The organism is Geodermatophilus sp. SYSU D00814 (genome assembly GCF_054050055.1).
Window position 1 is genome coordinate 1 of record NZ_JBJGYP010000058.1, and the last position, 15926, is coordinate 15926.

Genomic DNA, 15926 nt, shown 5'->3' on the forward strand with positions numbered 1-15926 from the left:
AGCGCCGCTTTTTGTTTTTGTGTTTCGACGGGGCCCGCGGGTACGCGTTAGGGGGGCGGGTGGTGGCGCCCGCGCGGAACGGGCGGGGGCCCCATGACTCCCGCCCGGACTCCTGCCCGATCCCGCCCTGACGCCTGCCCGGGCGCGCTGCAGACCCACCCGGCCGCCGACGGCGAGCTGGCCCGCGTCCGCGTCCCCGGCGGGCTGCTCGGCGCGGCGCAGCTGCGCGTGCTGGCCGCGGCGGCCCGGGACCTCGGCGACGGCGCCCTGGAGATGACCAGCCGGGGCAACCTGCAGCTGCGCGGGCTCGCGCCCGGCGCCGCCCGGGAGCTCGGCGACCGGCTGGCCGCGGCCGGCCTGCTGCCCAGCGAGACGCACGAGCGGGTGCGCAACGTGCTGGCCAGCGCGCTCACCGGCCGCGCCGGCGGCCTGCTCGACGCCCGCCCGTGGGTGGCCGCGCTCGACGCCGGCCTGTGCGCCGACCCCGGTCTCGCGGAGCTGCCCGGCCGCTTCCTGGCCACCCTCGACGACGGCCGCGGCGACGTGTCCGGGCTCGGCGGCGACGTCGGCCTGCTCGCGCTGTCCCCGACCTCGGCGGCGCTGCTGCTGGCCGGGGCGGACAGCGGGCTGCGCGCCCCGGCGTCGTCGGCGGTGGACCTGCTGCTGGCCGCCGCCCGCGCCCTCCTCGCCGAGCGTGCGGCCCAGGGCGGCACCGCGTGGCGGCTGGCCGAGCTCGACGACGGCCCGGCGCGGGTGCGCGACCGGCTCCCCGGTTCCCCCGTGGCGCCGGTCGCCGTCCCGTCGGCACCGGCGGCCGGCCCGGTGGGGGCGCGGCCGCAGCCCGGCGGGCGCACGGCGCTGGTCGGCGTCGTCCCGCTGGGGCGGCTGTCCGCCGGTCAGGCCGACCTGCTCGCCGGGCTGGCCGGCGGGGTCCAGCTGACCCCGTGGCGCAGCGTGGTCGTCCCCGACCTGCCCGAGGACCGGGTGGACGACGCCGCCGTCGACCTGCGCCGCACCGGGATCGTGTTCGACGCCGCGAGCCCGTGGACGCGGGTCACCGCCTGCGCCGGCCGGCCCGGGTGTGCGCGGTCGCTGGCCGACGTCCGGGCCGACGCCGCGGCCGCCGTCGCGGGCGGCACCGTGCCGGAGGGCGTGCGCGTGCACTGGGCGGGGTGCGGGCGCCGGTGCGGGCGCCCCCGTGGGGACGTGCTCGACGTCGTCGCGACGCCGGCGGGCTACGAGGTCTCGTCCGGGTCGGGGTAGCGCGCACCGGCGGGGATCTCGGTGCCCTCCGCCAGCTGCGCCCGCAGCCCCACCAGGGTGACGTCGCCCTCGCCGCCCACCGAGCTGCCGCGGCCGACGTCCACGCCGTCGTCGACCACCGAGCGGGTCACCGTCGCGCCCGCGCGCACCCGCACCCCGGGCAGCAGCACCGAGTCCAGGACCGTCGCGCCGGCCTCGACCACCACGCCCGGGGAGAGCACCGAGCCGCGCACGTTGCCCGAGATGCGGGTGCCGCCGGAGAGCAGGCTGTTCTCGATCTGGCCGTCGTCGAGCACCCGGGCCGCGCTGTGCCGCCCGCCGCGGGTGTGGATCGGCCACCGCGGGTCGTCGAGGTCGATCGGCGGCTCGGGCGAGAGGAAGTCCCGGTGCGCCTCCCAGTAGGACTCGACCGTGCCCACGTCGCGCCAGTAGCCCTCGAGCGGGTACGCCCGCGCCAGGCCGTCGCGGGTCTGCGCCGGCAGCAGGTGGGTGCCGAGGTCCTCCAGCCCCTCCTCGCCGACCTCGGACCGCAGCTGTTCGAGCCGGTCGAGCGTCGGCTCCGGGTCGAAGACGAACACCTCGTTGGTGGCGGTGGTGGTGGCCGGCTCGTCGGGCTTGTAGGCGTAGCCGGTGACCCGGTCGCCGTCGACCTCGACGATGCCGTAGCGGGCGGCGTCGTCGGCGTCGACCTGGGTGGTCACCATCGTCACCTCGGCCCCCGACTGCAGGTGCGCCTCGGCGACCTCCCGGTAGTCCAGCTTGTAGACGGCGTCGGAGCTGACCACCACCAGCGCGTCGGCGCCGAACCCGCGGACGAGCTCGGCCTGCCGCCACAGCGAGTTCGCCGTCCCGGTGTTCCACCCGCCCCGCTCGGTCCCCTGGAACGGCGGCAGCGTCATCAGCCCGCCGCTGGTGCGGTCGAGGTCCCACGGCCGCCCGTTGGCCAGGTGGTCGGCCAGCGAGGTCGGGTGCTGCTGGATCGACACCCACACGTCGGCGATGTGCGAGTGCTGGCAGTTGCTCAGCGGGAAGTCGACGAGCCGGTACACCCCGGCGAAGGGAACGGCGGGCTTGGCCCGGTCCGCGGTCAGCAGTTGCAGGCGGCCACCCGCACCACCGGCCAGGACGAGGACGAGCAGACGGGGAAGGGCCATGGCCCCCCGCTACCCCGCCGGACCGGGCCGTAGCCTCGCGGGCGATGTACGAGTACGAGAAGGACGGCGCCGAGATCTACCGGCGGTCGTTCGCGACCATCCGGGCCGAGGCCGACCTCACCGGCCTGCCCGACGACGTCGCCCGCACCGTCGTGCGCATGATCCACGCCTGCGGGCAGGTCGACCTGGTCGCCGACGTCGCGTACAGCCCCGACGTCGTCCGCCGCGCCCGCGAGGCCCTCGACGCCGGCGCGCCGGTGCTCTGCGACGCGCAGATGGTCGCCTCGGGCGTCACCCGCCGCCGGCTGCCGAAGGACAACGACGTCGTCTGCACCCTCGGCGACCCGCGCGTCCCCGCCCTGGCCGCCGCGCTCGGCACCACCCGCACCGCCGCCGCGCTGGAGCTGTGGCGCGACCGCCTCGACGGCGCCGTCGTCGCCGTCGGCAACGCCCCCACCGCGCTGTTCCACCTGCTGGAGATGGTCGCCGCCGGCGCGCCCCGCCCGGCCGCGGTCCTCGGCATCCCGGTCGGCTTCATCGGCGCCGCCGAGTCCAAGGAGGCGCTGGCCGCCTCCGACCTCGAGCACCTCGTCGTCCGCGGGCGGCGGGGCGGCAGCGCCATGGCCGCCGCGGCCGTGAACGCGATCGCGAGCGACGTCGAGTGACCGGCCGCCTCTACGGCGTCGGGCTGGGCCCCGGCGACCCCGAGCTGGTCACCGTCAAGGCCGCCCGGCTGATCGCCGCCGCCGACGTCGTCGCCTTCCACGCCGCGCAGCACGGCCGCTCGGTGGCCCGCGCCCTCGCCGAGCCCTACCTGCACGCGGGCCAGGTCGAGGAGCTGCTGGTCTACCCGGTCACCACGGAGACCACCGACCACCCCGGCGGCTACCAGGGCGCCATCGACGAGTTCTACGAGGCCGCCGCGGCGCGGCTGGCCGCGCACCTCGACGCCGGCCGCGACGTCGTCGTGCTCGCCGAGGGCGACCCGTTCTTCTACGGCTCCTACATGCACATGCACAAGCGGCTCGCGCACCGCTACCCCACCGAGGTCGTGCCCGGGGTGACCAGCGTGAGCGGCGCGGCGGCGGTGGTGGGCCGGCCGCTGGTGGAGCGCGACGAGGTGCTCACCGTGCTGCCCGGCACCCTCCCGGCCGACGAGCTCGCCGAGTGGCTGGCCACCACCGACTCCGCCGCGGTGCTGAAGCTGGGCCGCACCTTCGGGCAGGTGCGCGAGGCGTTCGAGGCCGCCGGCGTCCTCGACCGCGCGCTCTACGTCGAGCGGGCCACCACCGACCGGCAGCGCACCCTCCCGCTCGCCGACGTCGACCCCGCGACGGTCCCGTACTTCTCCCTCGCGCTGCTGCCCAGCCCGCTCACCGGGCCGGGCAACGCGCCCGCGCCCCCGGACGACGGGGCGCGCGCCGGGGAGGTCGTCGTCGTCGGCCTGGGCCCCGGCGCCCGCGGCTGGACGACGCCCGAGGCCGCCGACGCGCTCGCCTGCGCCGACGACCTGGTCGGCTACGGCCCCTACCTCGACCGGGTGCCGGCCAACCCGCGCCAGACCCGCCACCCCAGCGACAACCGGGTGGAGGCCGAGCGCGCCGCGCACGCCCTGGAGCTGGCCCGGTCCGGACGGCGGGTCGCGGTCGTGTCCAGCGGCGACCCGGGCGTGTTCGCGATGGCCGCGGCGGTGCTCGAGGCCGCCGGCCGCCCGGAGCACGCCGGCGTCCGGGTGCGGGTGCTGCCCGGCCTGACCGCCGCCCAGGCCGTGGCCGCGCGGGTCGGCGCGCCGCTGGGCCACGACTTCGCCGTCATCAGCCTGTCGGACGTGCTCAAGCCGCTCGACGTCGTCCTCGACCGGCTGCGCGCCGCCGCGGCGGCCGACCTGGTCCTCGCCCTCTACAACCCGCGCTCGAAGGCGCGCCCGCACCAGCTCGGCGAAGCGCTGACCGCGCTGCTGGAGGTGCGCAAGCCGGAGACGGTGGTCGTGGTCGGCCGCGACGTCGGCGGGCCGGAGGAGGAGGTCCGGGTGACCACGCTCGGCGAGCTGGACCCGGAGACCGTGGACATGCGCTGCCTGGTGCTGGTCGGCTCGTCGCAGACGCGGCTGACGCCGTCGGGGCAGGTCTACACACCGCGCCGCTACCCGGCCTGACGCGCCGGGGCGGGGAACAACGCCGTCCCCGCGCCACTTGGCCTGTGTCGTGCCCGCCCTCCGCCTCTCCCGGCCCGCCGCGTTCTGGTCGGTGGCCGGACTCCTCGTGCTGGTGCTGGCCGCCTCCGGTGTCCCGTCGCCGCTCTACCGCGTCTACCAGGAGCAGTTCGGCTTCGGCGCCGGCGTCCTGACGCTGGTCTTCGGCATCTACGCCTTCGCGCTGCTGGCCGCGCTGCTGGTGGTCGGCAGCCTCTCCGACCACGTGGGACGGCGGCCGGTGCTGGCCGCCGGGCTGCTGCTGCAGGCGGTCGCCATGGTGGTCTTCCTCGCCGCCGACGGCGTGGGCTGGCTGCTGGCCGCCCGCGTCCTGCAGGGGCTGTCCACCGGCGCGCTCACCGGGTCGCTGGGCGCCACCCTGCTCGACCTGCAGCGCCCCGGGCGGCGGCCGCTCGGCGCGCTGCTCAACAGCGTCTCGCCCGGCCTGGGCCTGTCCCTCGGCGCGGTCGGCGCCGGCCTGGCCATCGAGGGCACCGCCGACCCGACGCCGTGGGTGTTCGGCGTGCTCACCGTCGTCTTCCTGCTGGGGACGGCGCTGGTGCTGCTCCTGCCGGAGTCCTCGCCGCGGCTGCCCGGGGCGCTGGCCTCGCTGCGCCCGCGGGTCGAGGTGCCGCGGCCACAGCGCCGCGCGTTCGCCGTCGCCGTCCCCGCGCTGGTCGCGCTGTGGGCGATGGGGGGCCTGGTGCTCTCCCTGGGCCCGTCGCTGGTGGCCGGCGTCTTCGGCATCACCGACCACCTCGTGGGCAGCCTGCTCATCCTCTGCATGCAGGGCGCCGGCGTCGTCGGGAGCCTGCTGGCCCGCGACCTGCCGCCGCGCCGGTCGATGGGCGGCGGCTGTCTCCTGTTCGCCGTCGCCGTGGCCGCCCTGCTGGTCGCGCTGGCCACCGGCTCGGCCTGGCTGTTCTTCCTGTCCGCCGCGGTGGCGGGCACCGGCTTCGGCGCGGCGTTCCTCGGCGCGGTGGCGCTGGTGACCGCCGGCGTCGCGCCGGGCCACCGCGCGGGGCTGCTGTCGAGCGTCTTCGTCGTCGGGTACCTGGCCTTCAGCGTCCCGGCGATCGTCGCCGGCATCGCCTCGAACGCCGTGGGCCTGCAGCTGGTCGCGGAGGTCTACGGCGCCGTCGTCATCGTGCTGGCCCTCGGCGCGGCCGCCGGACTGCGGCTGGCCGACCGCCGCCCTCCGGCCGCCGACCGCACCGAGGAGCCGGCGGAGCCGCTGGCCGCCTGAGCCCCTGCTCCCCGCAGGGGACCCGGGGACGGCTCATGCCACCAGGCGGTCGCGGAGGGTGGCCAGGTCGTCCTCGGAGACCCCGGCCGCGGTCAGGTAGGACGCGACGTCGAGTTCCTCGAGGGTCGCCAGCAGCGAGCTGCGGGCCGTCGTGCCGTGCGCGGTGAGCACCCGCTCGAGGGCGGGCTGCTCGTCGGGCCGTCCGAGCAGGGCCGCCAGCCGCCGCAGCGGCTCGACGCTGAGGGTGTAGTCCTCGGCGACGGCCTCCGGTTCCACGTCGGCCAGCGCCAGCAGCAACAGGGTGACGAGGCCGGTGCGGTCACGGCCGGCGGCGCAGTGGAACAGCACGCCTCCGGGCGCCGTCCGCGCGAGGGCCGTCACCACGGCGGCCACGCGAGCGCTGCTCACGGCGGCAGACCGCCGCTGCGAGCGCGCCATGGACGCCTCGGACGTCGTCACTCGCTCGTCGTGGAGCCCGTCGGCGCTGGATGCGTCGCCGGACCTCGTGGTGCGCGGGGGTGGGAGTGTCAGCGGAAGCGCTTGGCGGCCCGGCGTTCGTCCCGGAGGCGGGCCTTCCGTGCGCGGGCCTCGATGGCCTCGCGGGTGTCGCGGCCACCCCTGCGGCCGAGCACCCAGTTCAGCAGCCGCGCGAGGGCCAGTTCGGGTCCGGCGTGGTTGCCCATCCCGCCCTGGGACTCCTCACCGAGGAAGCTCGGGTCCGGCCCGTGCCACGGGTCCTGGTGGGGGTCGGGACGAGACATCGTGGTCCTCCTGCGGATGAGGTCATCGGACGGGACTCCGGCCACTGCGCGACGCACGGGCGCAGACGCTCGGTGCCCGTGCCCACCGCCCCACGTCTCCTGTCATCGGCCGCCGCTCGACGTCCTGGAGCGGAGTGGTGCCGCCCGATCGCAGGCCGGCGGGGTCCTCACCGGCTGCCGACCAGGCCCCCGTCTGACCTGCGGGAACTGTCGTACCCGGTGCGTAGGTTCGGGGTCGTGGAGGTCGCGGAGTACGTGTCACCGGTGGAGCGGGCGCTCGCCGGGTGGCTCGTGGAGCGGCCCGTACAGGTGCCGCGGCTGCCGGTGGCGGTGCTCTCCGACGAGCAGGCCGCCGTCGAGCTGCAGCGGGTGCAGCAGCGTCGGGCGATGGAGGCGGCCTACGAAGCGGAGCTGGTGCTGCGGCTGGCCGAGGCCCGCCCTTCCGATGCCGACCCCGCTCCCGGCACGCCAGGTGCGCGGTCGTGGAAGCCCGATGGTGAGTTGCCGGGGGTGTCGGAGTTCTTCACCGCCGAGTTGGCGGTGGTGCTCAACTGCGGCCGGGGTACCGCCAACCACCTGGCCACCCGCGCCTGGACCTACCGCGAACGACTGCCCGCCACCTGGGCGGCGCTCGCCGCCGGGGAGCTGGACGAGGCGCGCGCCAGGGCGCTGGCCGACGTGCTGCAGCACACCACCCCGGCGCTCGCCCGGCGCATCGAGGCGGTGGTGCTGCCCGAGGCGGCCGGCCTGACCGTGGGGAAGGTCAAGAAGCGGGCACTCGAACTCCTGCTGGAAGCCGGCTCGGAGGCCATCGACGAACGGCGCAACACCGCCGAAGGCGCTCGGACGTGCGCGTCTACCCCTCGCCGTCGGACGGGATGAGCACGATCGCCGCCGACCTGCCCACCGACGTGGCCGCCGCCTGCCACGCGACCGTCGACGCGCTGGCGCGGATGCTGAAGGCCGACGGCGATCCGCGGCCGATCGGGCAGCTGCGCACCGCCGTGTTCGCCGACCTGCTGCAGCGCCCCTGGCAGGCTGGGATGGCGGTCACCGCGCACCTGCAGATCATCGCGTCGTTGGCGTCGCTGGCCGGCCGCTCGGACCAGGCCGGGGCGGTGAACGGACTGCCGATCACCGCCACCCACCTGCGCGAACTGCTGCGACAGCTCGACGCACTCGGCGTGCAGACCCCCGAAGGCGGCACGGTGACCGTCGCACTCACCGAGGACGACGGGACGCTCCGGGCGACGGCCCCGCTGGACCGGCTGCGCCGGCTGGCCGCCCGCGGCTGCCCCGACCACCCCGCGGACGCCGAGTGCGGGTGCGCGGTGCTCGACCGGCCCGCGGGCCGGGACGGCTACACGCCCTCGGCCGCCCAGCAGGCGTTCGTGCGCACCCGCGACCGCACCTGCCGGATGCCCACCTGCGGGCAGCGGGTCGGCTGGGCCGACGCCGACCACGTCCTCCCCCACGCCGAGGGCGGGGCCACCGACTGCGCCAACCTGTGCTGCCTCTGCCGCAGCCACCACCGCGTGAAGACCTTCGCCCGCGGCTGGCGGTTCGAGATGAGCGACGACGGCACGCTGACCGTCACCACCCCGTCCGGCATCACCCGGACCACCCGGCCACCGGGCCTGCGACCACCGCCGACACCCGAGCCACCACCGGAAGCCGACGGGCCGCCCGACCCGGACGACGACCCACCGCCCTTCTGATCCAGGGCGATCACACCCGCGAACACCGCTCCGCGGGTGTGATCGCCCGTGGGCGGTCGCCCGTCGAGGCTGTCGCCGTGCCCGACGCCCGAGACGAGCTGGTCCCTGGTCACGGCCACGGATGAGCGAGCCTCGGCTCCGGGCGCCCGCTCCCCGGCCGAACGCGCGGGCGCCGCTGACCGCAGCCCTCGCCGTGATGGCCGTCATCGCCACGCTGGGCAGCTGCGCCGCGGACCTCGGCGTGATGACCGCGTGCACGGACACCCACGGCTGCACCGTCACGGCCTGCCGCCCGTGCCGGACGGCCGACACCTGGCTGGACACCAGGTGGACGGCCCAGGGGTGTCCTGCTGCTGGTCGGTGTGTGCCTGGTGCTCGCCGGCGCCCGTCTGCTCCGGCCACGCACCGGCCGGGTGGCCGCCGGGACCCTCGTCGCGCTGAGCTCGGTGGTCCTGCTCGCCGCGACCCTGCTCGCCGTCCGCAGCTCCTGAGCAGTAGAAGCGGGCTCCGCTGGGTACGGGATCTCGACGTGATCGACGACCCGTCCCGCGAGGACCGCGAGCGACTGCGCGAGCAGCTGGCCGCCTCCCGGGAGGACCGCCTCGCCGACGTCCGCCTCTGGCTGCTGGGGAGGATCGAGGACCTGAACCCGAACTGACAGCTCCCCGACCGCTGTCGGGGAGCTCAGACGAGGGGCCGCTCGAAGGTCACCAGCACGCCCTCGACGCCGCCGGGCCCGATGCGGCCCTTCACCTGGACGGCGGTGATCGCCCTGAGCTGCCAGCCCTCACGGGCGCGCGCGTTGAGGACCCCCTCGAGCTTGTCGCCGGACATCTTGCCGCCGAGCATGCCCTCGCGGATCTCCTCGACCTTGTACTCGTAGCGCGCAGCCATCGACCGCTCCCCTCGCCGGTACGGAGGGCCAGCCTGGCCGTCCCGGCACCCGGTGTCCACGCCTGCCGGTGCCGCACGTCAGGACGCGGCCCGCCCCACCGCCGCGCAGTAGCGGTCGTGCTCGGCGCGCACCTCCGCCACCGGTGCCAGCACCTCCTCGTCGGCCACCTCCGCGACCCGGGCGGTGAGCCGTCGCCTGGCCGTGCGCGCCCGGCGTCTGGCGCCGGCGGCCACCAGCGGCCGGGACAGGACCGCGAGCAGCACCCCGGCCAGCAGGCCGAGCACGAGCAGCACCGTGGGCAGCGGGATGCCCTGCACCCGGGGCAGCGGGACGACGTCGTCGAGCTGCAGCAGCCCGAGCGCGACCAGCCCGATCAGCCACAGCGCCCCGGCCAGCGCCACCAGCGCGAGCAGCCACTGCAGGCCGCCGACGGCGCGCTGCCACAGCGGCGTGCGGTCCGGCCCCAGGTCGGTGCCGGCGACGGCGCGGTCGAGCCGGTCGGGCAGCCGCTCGCCGACGTCCTCGGTGGTGCGTCGCAGCTCGTCGCGCCAGGCCGGGGGCAGCCCGCGGCCGGCGTCGTCGCGGGCCCGGCGCAGCGCGGCGTCCATGCCGGCCAGCTGCACCGCTCCCGCCTGCGGCAGCGACGTGCGCGACCGCTCGTCGCCCAGGTGCAGCCGCGACAGCGGGTCGGCCCGCAGCTTCCGCGTCCACCGCAGCAGCGGCCAGCCGGTGTGCGCGGTGCCGCTGCGGCGGGCCGAGCGCTCCACCGCGCCGACGACCGCAGGCACCCCCGCGGCGTCGGCCAGCGCCCCGGTGAGCTCGTCGCGGGCGGCGCGGCCGGGTCCGCGGTCGCGGCCGAGGTCGGGCGCGCAGTGGACGGCGAGCGCGCCGGCCGCGGCGCGGGCATCGGCCGTGAGCCGGTCGGTGGCCGCCCTGCGCGCACCCACCCGGCGGGCCAGCTCGGCACGCAGCTCCGGCAGCCCCAGGCCGCTGCGGGCCGCGGTGGGCAGCACCGGCGTCCCCGCCAGGCCCTCCTCGTCGAGCAGCCGGCGCAGGTCGGCCAGGCACGCCACCACCGCCGCCTCGTCGAGCCGGTCGACCTGGTTGAGCACCACCAGCAGCACCCCCGCGTGCCCGGCCAGCGGCGCGAGGTAGCGGGTGTGCACGGCGTCGTCGGCGTACTTCTGCGGGTCGAGCACCCACACCAGGACGTCGACCAGCTGCACCAGCCGGTCGACCTCCAGCCGGTTCTCCAGCCGCACGCTGTCGTGGTCGGGCAGGTCCAGCAGCACCAGCCCGTCGAGGGCCGGGTCGCCGTCGTCCACCCGGTGCCGCCGCGGGACCTCCAGCCAGTCGAGCAGCCGGTCGGCGCCGTGCTCGCCCCAGACGCTGGCGTGCGCCACGCCGGTCGTCGGCCGCCGCACCCCCGGGGTGCTCACCTCCGCCCCGGACAGCGCGTTGAACAGCGTGGACTTGCCGCTGCCCGTGGCGCCGGCCAGCGCGACGACGGTCGCGTCGCCCAGCGCCTCCCGGGCCCCGGCCTTGGCCAGCAGCTGCCGGGCCGCGCCCACCTCGGGCACCTCCAGCCGCCCCTCGGCCACCCCGACCGCCTCGCGCAGCGCGGCCAGCCGGTCGGCCAGCGGCGTCTCCCGACCCCTCACGCGGCCACGCCCCGGGCCGCGGCGAGCGTGGCGACGGCGGCCCGCAGCCGGTCGGCCGCGTCGGGGGCGCCTGCGACGACGCCCAGCAGCTCGTCGAAGCGGTCCTGCTCTGTGCCCAGCAGCCGGGTGGCGCGGGCGTCGAGGTCGGCGCGGGCGCGGGCGGCCAGCGCGCGCACCGCGGCGTCGCCGAACACCGCCTCCAGCACCCGCTGCCCCACCGCGGTCGTCCCGCCGGCGATCGCCAGCTCCGCCCCCGACAGCCCCGCCGTCGAGGCGAAGACGGCGACCATGACCACCGCCCCGGCGCCGTTCACCCCCCAGGACAGCAGCCGCGCCCGGGACCGCCGGCTCGCGCCCTCCTCGCGGACCAGGTCCAGCACGTACCCCTGCCAGTCGCGCACCTCCTCGGCGGCGGCCGGGGCGAAGTCCGGCGAGGTCGCGCCCAGGTCCTCCTCCCGCCCCGCCACCAGCGCCGCACCGCCGGGCAGCGAGCGCCACGCGGTGACCGTGCGCTCGGCGGCGCGGTCGGCCTCCGACCGCAGCAGCGTCTCCACGCCGGACTCCAGCGCCCCGGACAGCGAGTCCGCCGTCGACGGCCGGCCGGTGAGCGCCGCTCCGATCCGGTCGCGCAGCCGCCCCACCTGGCTCTGCAGCGAGCGCATCCACTCCCCGGTGCCGACGAAGTCCTGCCAGCGGGCGAGCACCTCCCCGCGCAGCAGGCTGCCGTTGCCCACGCCCTCGGCGACGGCGGCACGCGCGCCGCCGTAGGCGGCGTCGGCGGCGTCGGCCAGGCCGCGCGCGGCCGCGGCCTGCTCGTCGACCCCGTCGGCCACCGCGGCCACCCGCCCGTCGAGGCTCTCCAGCGCCCCGGCCAGGGTCTGCCGCACCACGGCGGCGCGCTGCTCCTGGTCGGCGGCCAGGCCCCGCAGCCAGTCGCGCAGCGGGGCGACCTGGTCCTCGGGCAGGAAGCCGTCGGTCAGCGGCCGCTCCTCGACGACGAACAGCCGCGCGCCGCCCAGCCCGCCGCGCTGCAGCATCGAGGCGAGGTCGGCGGCGACCTCGGTCACCGCCTCCGGCGGCGTCCGGTCGAGCACGACGGCCAGCGCGGTGCCCCGCTCCTGCGCCGTGCGCAGCAGGTCCCACGGGACGGCGTCGGCGTAGCGCGCCGCCGTCGTCACGAACACCCACAGGTCGGCGGCCGACAGCAGCTGCCCGGCGAGGTCGCGGTTGGCCTCCACCACCGAGTCGACGTCGGGGGCGTCGATGAGCGCCAGCCCGGCGGGCAGCGCCTCGCTGGGCACCAGCCGCAACCCCCCGGTGACGTCACGGGCGCTCTCGCCCCCGCCGGTCGTGCGGGGCAGGTGCGGGAGCACGCGGTCGCCGGAGAACGCGGCGAGGTCGGCCGGCGAGCAGACCAGCACCGGCGCGCGGGTGGTCGGCCGCAGCACGCCGGGCGCGGTCACCTTCGCGCGCAGCACGCTGTTGACCAGCGTGGACTTGCCGGCGCCGGTCGAGCCGCCGACCACCGCCAGCAGTGGGGCGTCGAGGTCGCGCAGCCGGGGCAGCAGGTAGTCGTCGACCTGGTCGACGACGGCCCGCGCGGTGCGGGCGGTCGCCTCGCGGCCGGGGGTGGCCAGGCCGAGCGGGGCGTGCGCCACCGCGTCGCGGAGCTCCTGCAGCGCGTCGGTCAGCGGAACGGGTCCGGTCACCCCCGGTAGGTAGCCCGCGGCGGCCTCCGCTACCCGTTGCCCCCGGTGAGCGGCCCGTCCGGGTGAGCGGTCCGCTCCCGGATCACCGCCGCCTGAGCGGCGGGGTCACCCCAGGACGGCGGCGAGGAACTCCCCGACCCGCCCGCGCAGCTCCGCGACCCGCTCCTCGCCCACGAGGAGCGGGTCGCGGTCGTGCAGCCACGGCGGGATCTCGGTGCGGGCGCGGGCGGCGCAGCCGAGGTCGGCGCACACGTAGGTGCCCACCGTGTTGCCGTTGCGCCCGGCCTCACCGGCCCGCCGCGCGGTGAACAGCGACACCGCGTCACCGGACTGCGTGGACCGGCACAGCAGGCACATCACGCTGCGGCGGGCCGACATCCGCGACTCCGCGGCACGCAGCGCGATGCCGACCGGCCGCCCCTCCCGCTGCACCACGAGGTAGCCGCGCAGCGGCGCCTTGGCGTCGCGCCAGCCGAGCACCTCGAGCTCGTCCCACGGCAGGTCGGCCAGGTCGCGCGGCAGCGTGGCGGAGGTCGCCTCGCCCTTCGAGCAGTTGACGAAGGAGCGGCGCACCTGCGTCTCGGTCATCGGTTCCACGAGGCGCCATCCTGCGATCCGGCACCGACGCGTCTCAACCGGTTTCCCGCACCCAGCGCAGCGCCTCCTCGACGGTGCCCACCACGGCGACCCCTGCCGGCAGCGGTGGCCGGCGCACCAGGACGACGGGCAGCCCGAGCCGGCGGGCGGCGGTGAGCTTGGCCTCGGTCAGGTGCCCGCCGGAGTCCTTGGCGACGACGACGGCGACGCCGTGCTCGCGCATCAGCGCCACCTCCTCCTCCACCGTGAACGGGCCGCGGGCCAGCAGCAACGTCGCCCCGGCCGGCAGCGGCTCGTCGGGCGGGTCGACCGCGCGCACCAGCACCCGCCCGGGCAGTGCGGCGAAGGCGCCGACGCCCTGCCGGCCGGTGGTGAGGAAGACCGTGCCGCGCCCGTGCACGGCCTCGGCCGCCGCGTCCAGCGAGTCCACGTAGCGCCAGTCGTCCCCCGGTCCCGGGGTCCAGCCGGGGCGCTGCAGCCGCAGCAGCGGCGTGCCGTGCCGGGCGGCCGCCGCGGCGGCGTTGGCGGTGATCCGCGCGGCGAAGGGGTGGGTGGCGTCGACCACGGCGGCCGGCCGGTGGGTGGCCAGCCAGTCGGCCAGCCCGTCGGCGCCGCCGAAGCCGCCGACCCGCACCTGGCCCTCGGGCAGCAGCGGGTCGGCCACCCGCCCGGCGAGGCTGGAGAGCACGTCGACGCCCTCGGCCACCAGCGCCGCGGCCAGCCGCCGCGCCTCGCCGGTGCCGCCGAGCACGAGGACCTGCCCGGTCACGGCCGGGCTCCGGGGATCATGGGCGCGTGGGCAGGGACGGCGCCTCCGGGCTGCGGCACGGGTGGACCACCGGCGCGTGCGCGACGGCGGCGGCCACCGCGGCCTACACCGCGCTGCTCACCGGCGAGTTCCCCGACCCGGTGACCATCCACCTGCCCCACGACCGGCACCCGTCCTTCGCGCTGGCCACGGAGGCGCTCGAGCCCGGCGCGGCCCGCGCGGCGGTCGTCAAGGACGCCGGCGACGACCCCGACGTCACCCACGGCGCCCTGGTGGGCGTGCGGGTGGCGCACGGCGAGCCGGGCAGCGGCGTCGTCTTCCGGGCGGGGGAGGGCGTGGGCACGGTGACCAAGCCGGGCCTGCCCCTGGCGGTGGGCGAGCCGGCGATCAACCCGATGCCGCGGCAGTTCGTGCGCGAGCACGTGGCCATGGTGGCGCACCGGCACGGCGGCAGCGGCGACGTCGTCGTCGAGGTGTCCATCGAGCACGGCGCGGAGCTGGCGCGCCGGACGTGGAACCCGCGGCTGGGGATCGTCGGCGGGCTGTCGGTGCTGGGCACCACCGGCGTCGTCGTGCCCTACTCGTGCTCGTCGTGGATCGACTCGATCCGCCGCGGCATCGACGTCGCCCGCGCGGCCGGGCGCACCCACGTCGCCGGGTGCACCGGCTCGACCAGCGAGCGGACGGTGCAGGAGCTGCACGGGCTGCCCGAGGACGCGCTGCTGGACATGGGCGACTTCGCCGGCGCGGTGCTCAAGTACCTGCGCCGCCACCCGGTGCCGCGGCTGACCGTCGCCGGGGGCATCGGCAAGCTGGCCAAGCTCGCCGACGGCCACCTCGACCTGCACTCGGGCCGCTCGCAGGTGTCCTTCGACTCCCTCGCCGCCCGGGTGGCCGGCGCGGGCGGCCCGCGCGAGCTGGTCGAGGGCGTGCGCGGCGCGAACACCGCGCTCGACGCGCTGCGGCAGTGCCAGGCGGCCGGGCTGCCGCTCGGCGACCTGGTGGCCGCGGGCGCCCGGGAGACGGCGCTCGGCGTGCTGAGGAGGGCGCCGGTCGAGGTCGACGTCGTGGTGATCGACCGCGCCGGTGAGGTCGTGGGTCAGGCCTGACGGCACCGCGCCGTCGAGTACAGGTGGCTGTCGGGGAACTGCTCGGCGGTGAGCACCGGGCCCACGACGACGACCGCCGTCCGCCGCACGCCCGCGGCCTCGACCTGCCCGGCGATGTCGGCGAGCGTGCCGCGCAGCACCAGCTCGTCGTCGCGGCTGGCCCGGGCGACGACGGCGACCGGGCCGTCGTCGCCGTAGTGCGCGGCCAGCTGCGGCGCGAGCTCGGCGATCCGCTGCACGGCCAGGTGCAGCACCAGCGTGGCCCCGGTGGCGGCGTAGGCGGCCAGCTCCTCCCCCGGCGGCATCGGCGTGGACCGCGCGCTGGTGCGGGTGAGCACCACGGTCTGCCCCACGCCGGGCACGGTGAGCTCCCGCTTGAGCGACGCGGCCGCGGCGGCGAACGCGGGCACCCCCGGGACGACGTCGTAGGGCACGCCGGCGGCGTCGAGCCGGCGCATCTGCTCGGCCATCGCGCTGTACACCGACGGGTCGCCGGAGTGCAGCCGGGCGACGTCGTGCCCGGCCGCGTGCGCGGCGACGAGCTCGGCGGTGATGGCGTCGAGGTCGAGGTCGGCGGTGTCGACCAGCCGCGCGCCGGGCGGGGCGGTGGCGAGCAGCTCGCGGGGCACCAGCGCGCCGGCGTAGAGGCAGACCGGGGCGGTGGCGATGATCCGCGCCGCGCGCAGCGTGACCAGGTCGGCCGCGCCCGGGCCGGCGCCGATGAAGTGCACGGTCACCGGAGGACCTCCCCGGGCACTTCCGCGGAAGTGCCCGGCGCCCATCCGCCGCACACCACCCCCGCCCCCCCGGCCCCTGCCCCGCCCGTGCGGCGGCCCAACCGGGTCGCGCACCA

General features: G+C 77.5%; 18 protein-coding genes. 9 read left to right on the forward strand and 9 right to left on the reverse strand.

Going from position 1 to position 15926, the window contains the following annotated elements; translation table 11 throughout:
• Positions 1-93: 93 nt before the first annotated feature.
• Positions 94-1263 (forward strand): precorrin-3B synthase, encoded by a 1170-nt coding sequence (cobG, locus tag ACI780_RS23960; protein WP_457006014.1) that lies wholly within the window; start codon positions 94-96, stop codon positions 1261-1263.
• On the opposite strand, the gene ACI780_RS23965 is transcribed toward cobG, so the two are convergent.
• Complete coding sequence (locus ACI780_RS23965; protein ID WP_457006015.1) at positions 1236-2417, reverse strand: glucose-1-phosphate adenylyltransferase family protein; 1182 nt, start codon at positions 2415-2417, stop codon at positions 1236-1238. The two genes, cobG and ACI780_RS23965, sit on opposite strands and share 28 nt — an antisense overlap.
• Positions 2418-2461: 44 nt before the next feature.
• On the opposite strand from ACI780_RS23965, the gene ACI780_RS23970 reads away from it, so the two are divergent.
• From ACI780_RS23970 to ACI780_RS23980, 3 genes are read left to right on the forward strand one after another with little or no spacing between them, the layout of a single operon-like run.
• Positions 2462-3082 (forward strand): precorrin-8X methylmutase, encoded by a 621-nt coding sequence (locus ACI780_RS23970; RefSeq protein ID WP_457006016.1) that lies wholly within the window; start codon positions 2462-2464, stop codon positions 3080-3082.
• Positions 3079-4572 (forward strand): precorrin-2 C(20)-methyltransferase, encoded by a 1494-nt coding sequence (locus ACI780_RS23975; protein ID WP_457006017.1) that lies wholly within the window; start codon positions 3079-3081, stop codon positions 4570-4572. Before ACI780_RS23970 ends, ACI780_RS23975 begins: the two co-directional genes overlap by 4 nt.
• Positions 4573-4621: 49 nt before the next feature.
• Positions 4622-5854, forward strand: a complete 1233-nt coding sequence (locus ACI780_RS23980) for an MFS transporter (protein WP_456868954.1) — start codon at positions 4622-4624, stop codon at positions 5852-5854.
• 33 nt (positions 5855-5887) lie between these two features.
• Here ACI780_RS23980 and ACI780_RS23985 read toward each other — a convergent pair whose 3' ends face one another.
• Positions 5888-6490, reverse strand: a complete 603-nt coding sequence (locus ACI780_RS23985; protein WP_457006024.1) for a tyrosine-protein phosphatase — start codon at positions 6488-6490, stop codon at positions 5888-5890.
• On the reverse strand, positions 6382-6615 hold the full coding sequence (locus ACI780_RS23990) for a hypothetical protein (RefSeq protein ID WP_456868957.1): 234 nt from the start codon (positions 6613-6615) through the stop codon (positions 6382-6384). The genes ACI780_RS23985 and ACI780_RS23990 overlap by 109 nt, the downstream gene beginning before the upstream one ends.
• Positions 6616-6852: 237 nt before the next feature.
• On the opposite strand from ACI780_RS23990, the gene ACI780_RS23995 reads away from it, so the two are divergent.
• From ACI780_RS23995 to ACI780_RS24010, 4 genes are all read left to right on the forward strand, one after another.
• A complete protein-coding gene (locus ACI780_RS23995) occupies positions 6853-7497 on the forward strand; it encodes a hypothetical protein (protein WP_457006018.1) in 645 nt (214 codons plus the stop codon).
• Positions 7464-8333, forward strand: a complete 870-nt coding sequence (locus ACI780_RS24000) for an HNH endonuclease signature motif containing protein (protein ID WP_457006019.1) — start codon at positions 7464-7466, stop codon at positions 8331-8333. Before ACI780_RS23995 ends, ACI780_RS24000 begins: the two co-directional genes overlap by 34 nt.
• A gap of 362 nt (positions 8334-8695) precedes the next feature.
• On the forward strand, positions 8696-8824 hold the full coding sequence (locus tag ACI780_RS24005; RefSeq protein WP_456868959.1) for a hypothetical protein: 129 nt from the start codon (positions 8696-8698) through the stop codon (positions 8822-8824).
• A 38-nt stretch (positions 8825-8862) separates the two neighbouring features.
• Positions 8863-8991, forward strand: a complete 129-nt coding sequence (locus tag ACI780_RS24010) for a hypothetical protein (RefSeq protein ID WP_456868960.1) — start codon at positions 8863-8865, stop codon at positions 8989-8991.
• 26 nt (positions 8992-9017) lie between these two features.
• On the opposite strand, the gene ACI780_RS24015 is transcribed toward ACI780_RS24010, so the two are convergent.
• The 5 genes from ACI780_RS24015 to ACI780_RS24035 form a co-directional block, all read right to left on the reverse strand.
• Entirely contained in the window at positions 9018-9227 is a 210-nt protein-coding gene (locus ACI780_RS24015; protein ID WP_456868961.1) for a DUF4177 domain-containing protein, read from the reverse strand.
• Positions 9228-9305: 78 nt separating this feature from the next.
• Positions 9306-10889 carry a GTPase gene (locus ACI780_RS24020; protein WP_457006020.1) on the reverse strand — a complete coding sequence of 528 codons (1584 nt, stop codon included), beginning with the start codon at positions 10887-10889 and terminating at the stop codon, positions 9306-9308.
• The gene (locus ACI780_RS24025) at positions 10886-12598 is read right to left on the reverse strand and encodes an ABC transporter (RefSeq protein ID WP_457006021.1); all 1713 of its coding nucleotides are present in this window, start codon (positions 12596-12598) and stop codon (positions 10886-10888) included. The genes ACI780_RS24020 and ACI780_RS24025 overlap by 4 nt, the downstream gene beginning before the upstream one ends.
• A 105-nt stretch (positions 12599-12703) precedes the next feature.
• Positions 12704-13186 (reverse strand): FBP domain-containing protein, encoded by a 483-nt coding sequence (locus ACI780_RS24030; protein ID WP_457006025.1) that lies wholly within the window; start codon positions 13184-13186, stop codon positions 12704-12706.
• Positions 13187-13229: 43 nt separating this feature from the next.
• Complete coding sequence (locus ACI780_RS24035) at positions 13230-13964, reverse strand: cobalt-precorrin-6A reductase (protein ID WP_457006022.1); 735 nt, start codon at positions 13962-13964, stop codon at positions 13230-13232.
• 26 nt (positions 13965-13990) lie between these two features.
• Between ACI780_RS24035 and ACI780_RS24040 the strand changes: the two genes are divergently transcribed.
• Complete coding sequence (locus tag ACI780_RS24040) at positions 13991-15073, forward strand: cobalt-precorrin-5B (C(1))-methyltransferase (RefSeq protein ID WP_457006023.1); 1083 nt, start codon at positions 13991-13993, stop codon at positions 15071-15073.
• Here ACI780_RS24040 and cobM read toward each other — a convergent pair.
• Complete coding sequence (gene cobM / locus ACI780_RS24045; protein WP_456868966.1) at positions 15064-15810, reverse strand: precorrin-4 C(11)-methyltransferase; 747 nt, start codon at positions 15808-15810, stop codon at positions 15064-15066. The genes ACI780_RS24040 and cobM overlap by 10 nt on opposite strands.
• Between the last annotated feature and the right edge of the window lie 116 nt (positions 15811-15926).

Coding starts and splice junctions, on each gene's coding strand:
- cobG (WP_457006014.1), top strand. CDS start 94: ATGACTCCCGCCCGGACTCCTGCCCGATCCCGCCCTGACGCCTGCCCG.
- ACI780_RS23965 (WP_457006015.1), bottom strand. CDS start 2,417: ATGGCCCTTCCCCGTCTGCTCGTCCTCGTCCTGGCCGGTGGTGCGGGT.
- ACI780_RS23970 (WP_457006016.1), top strand. CDS start 2,462: ATGTACGAGTACGAGAAGGACGGCGCCGAGATCTACCGGCGGTCGTTC.
- ACI780_RS23990 (WP_456868957.1), bottom strand. CDS start 6,615: ATGTCTCGTCCCGACCCCCACCAGGACCCGTGGCACGGGCCGGACCCG.
- ACI780_RS24015 (WP_456868961.1), bottom strand. CDS start 9,227: ATGGCTGCGCGCTACGAGTACAAGGTCGAGGAGATCCGCGAGGGCATG.
- ACI780_RS24030 (WP_457006025.1), bottom strand. CDS start 13,186: ATGACCGAGACGCAGGTGCGCCGCTCCTTCGTCAACTGCTCGAAGGGC.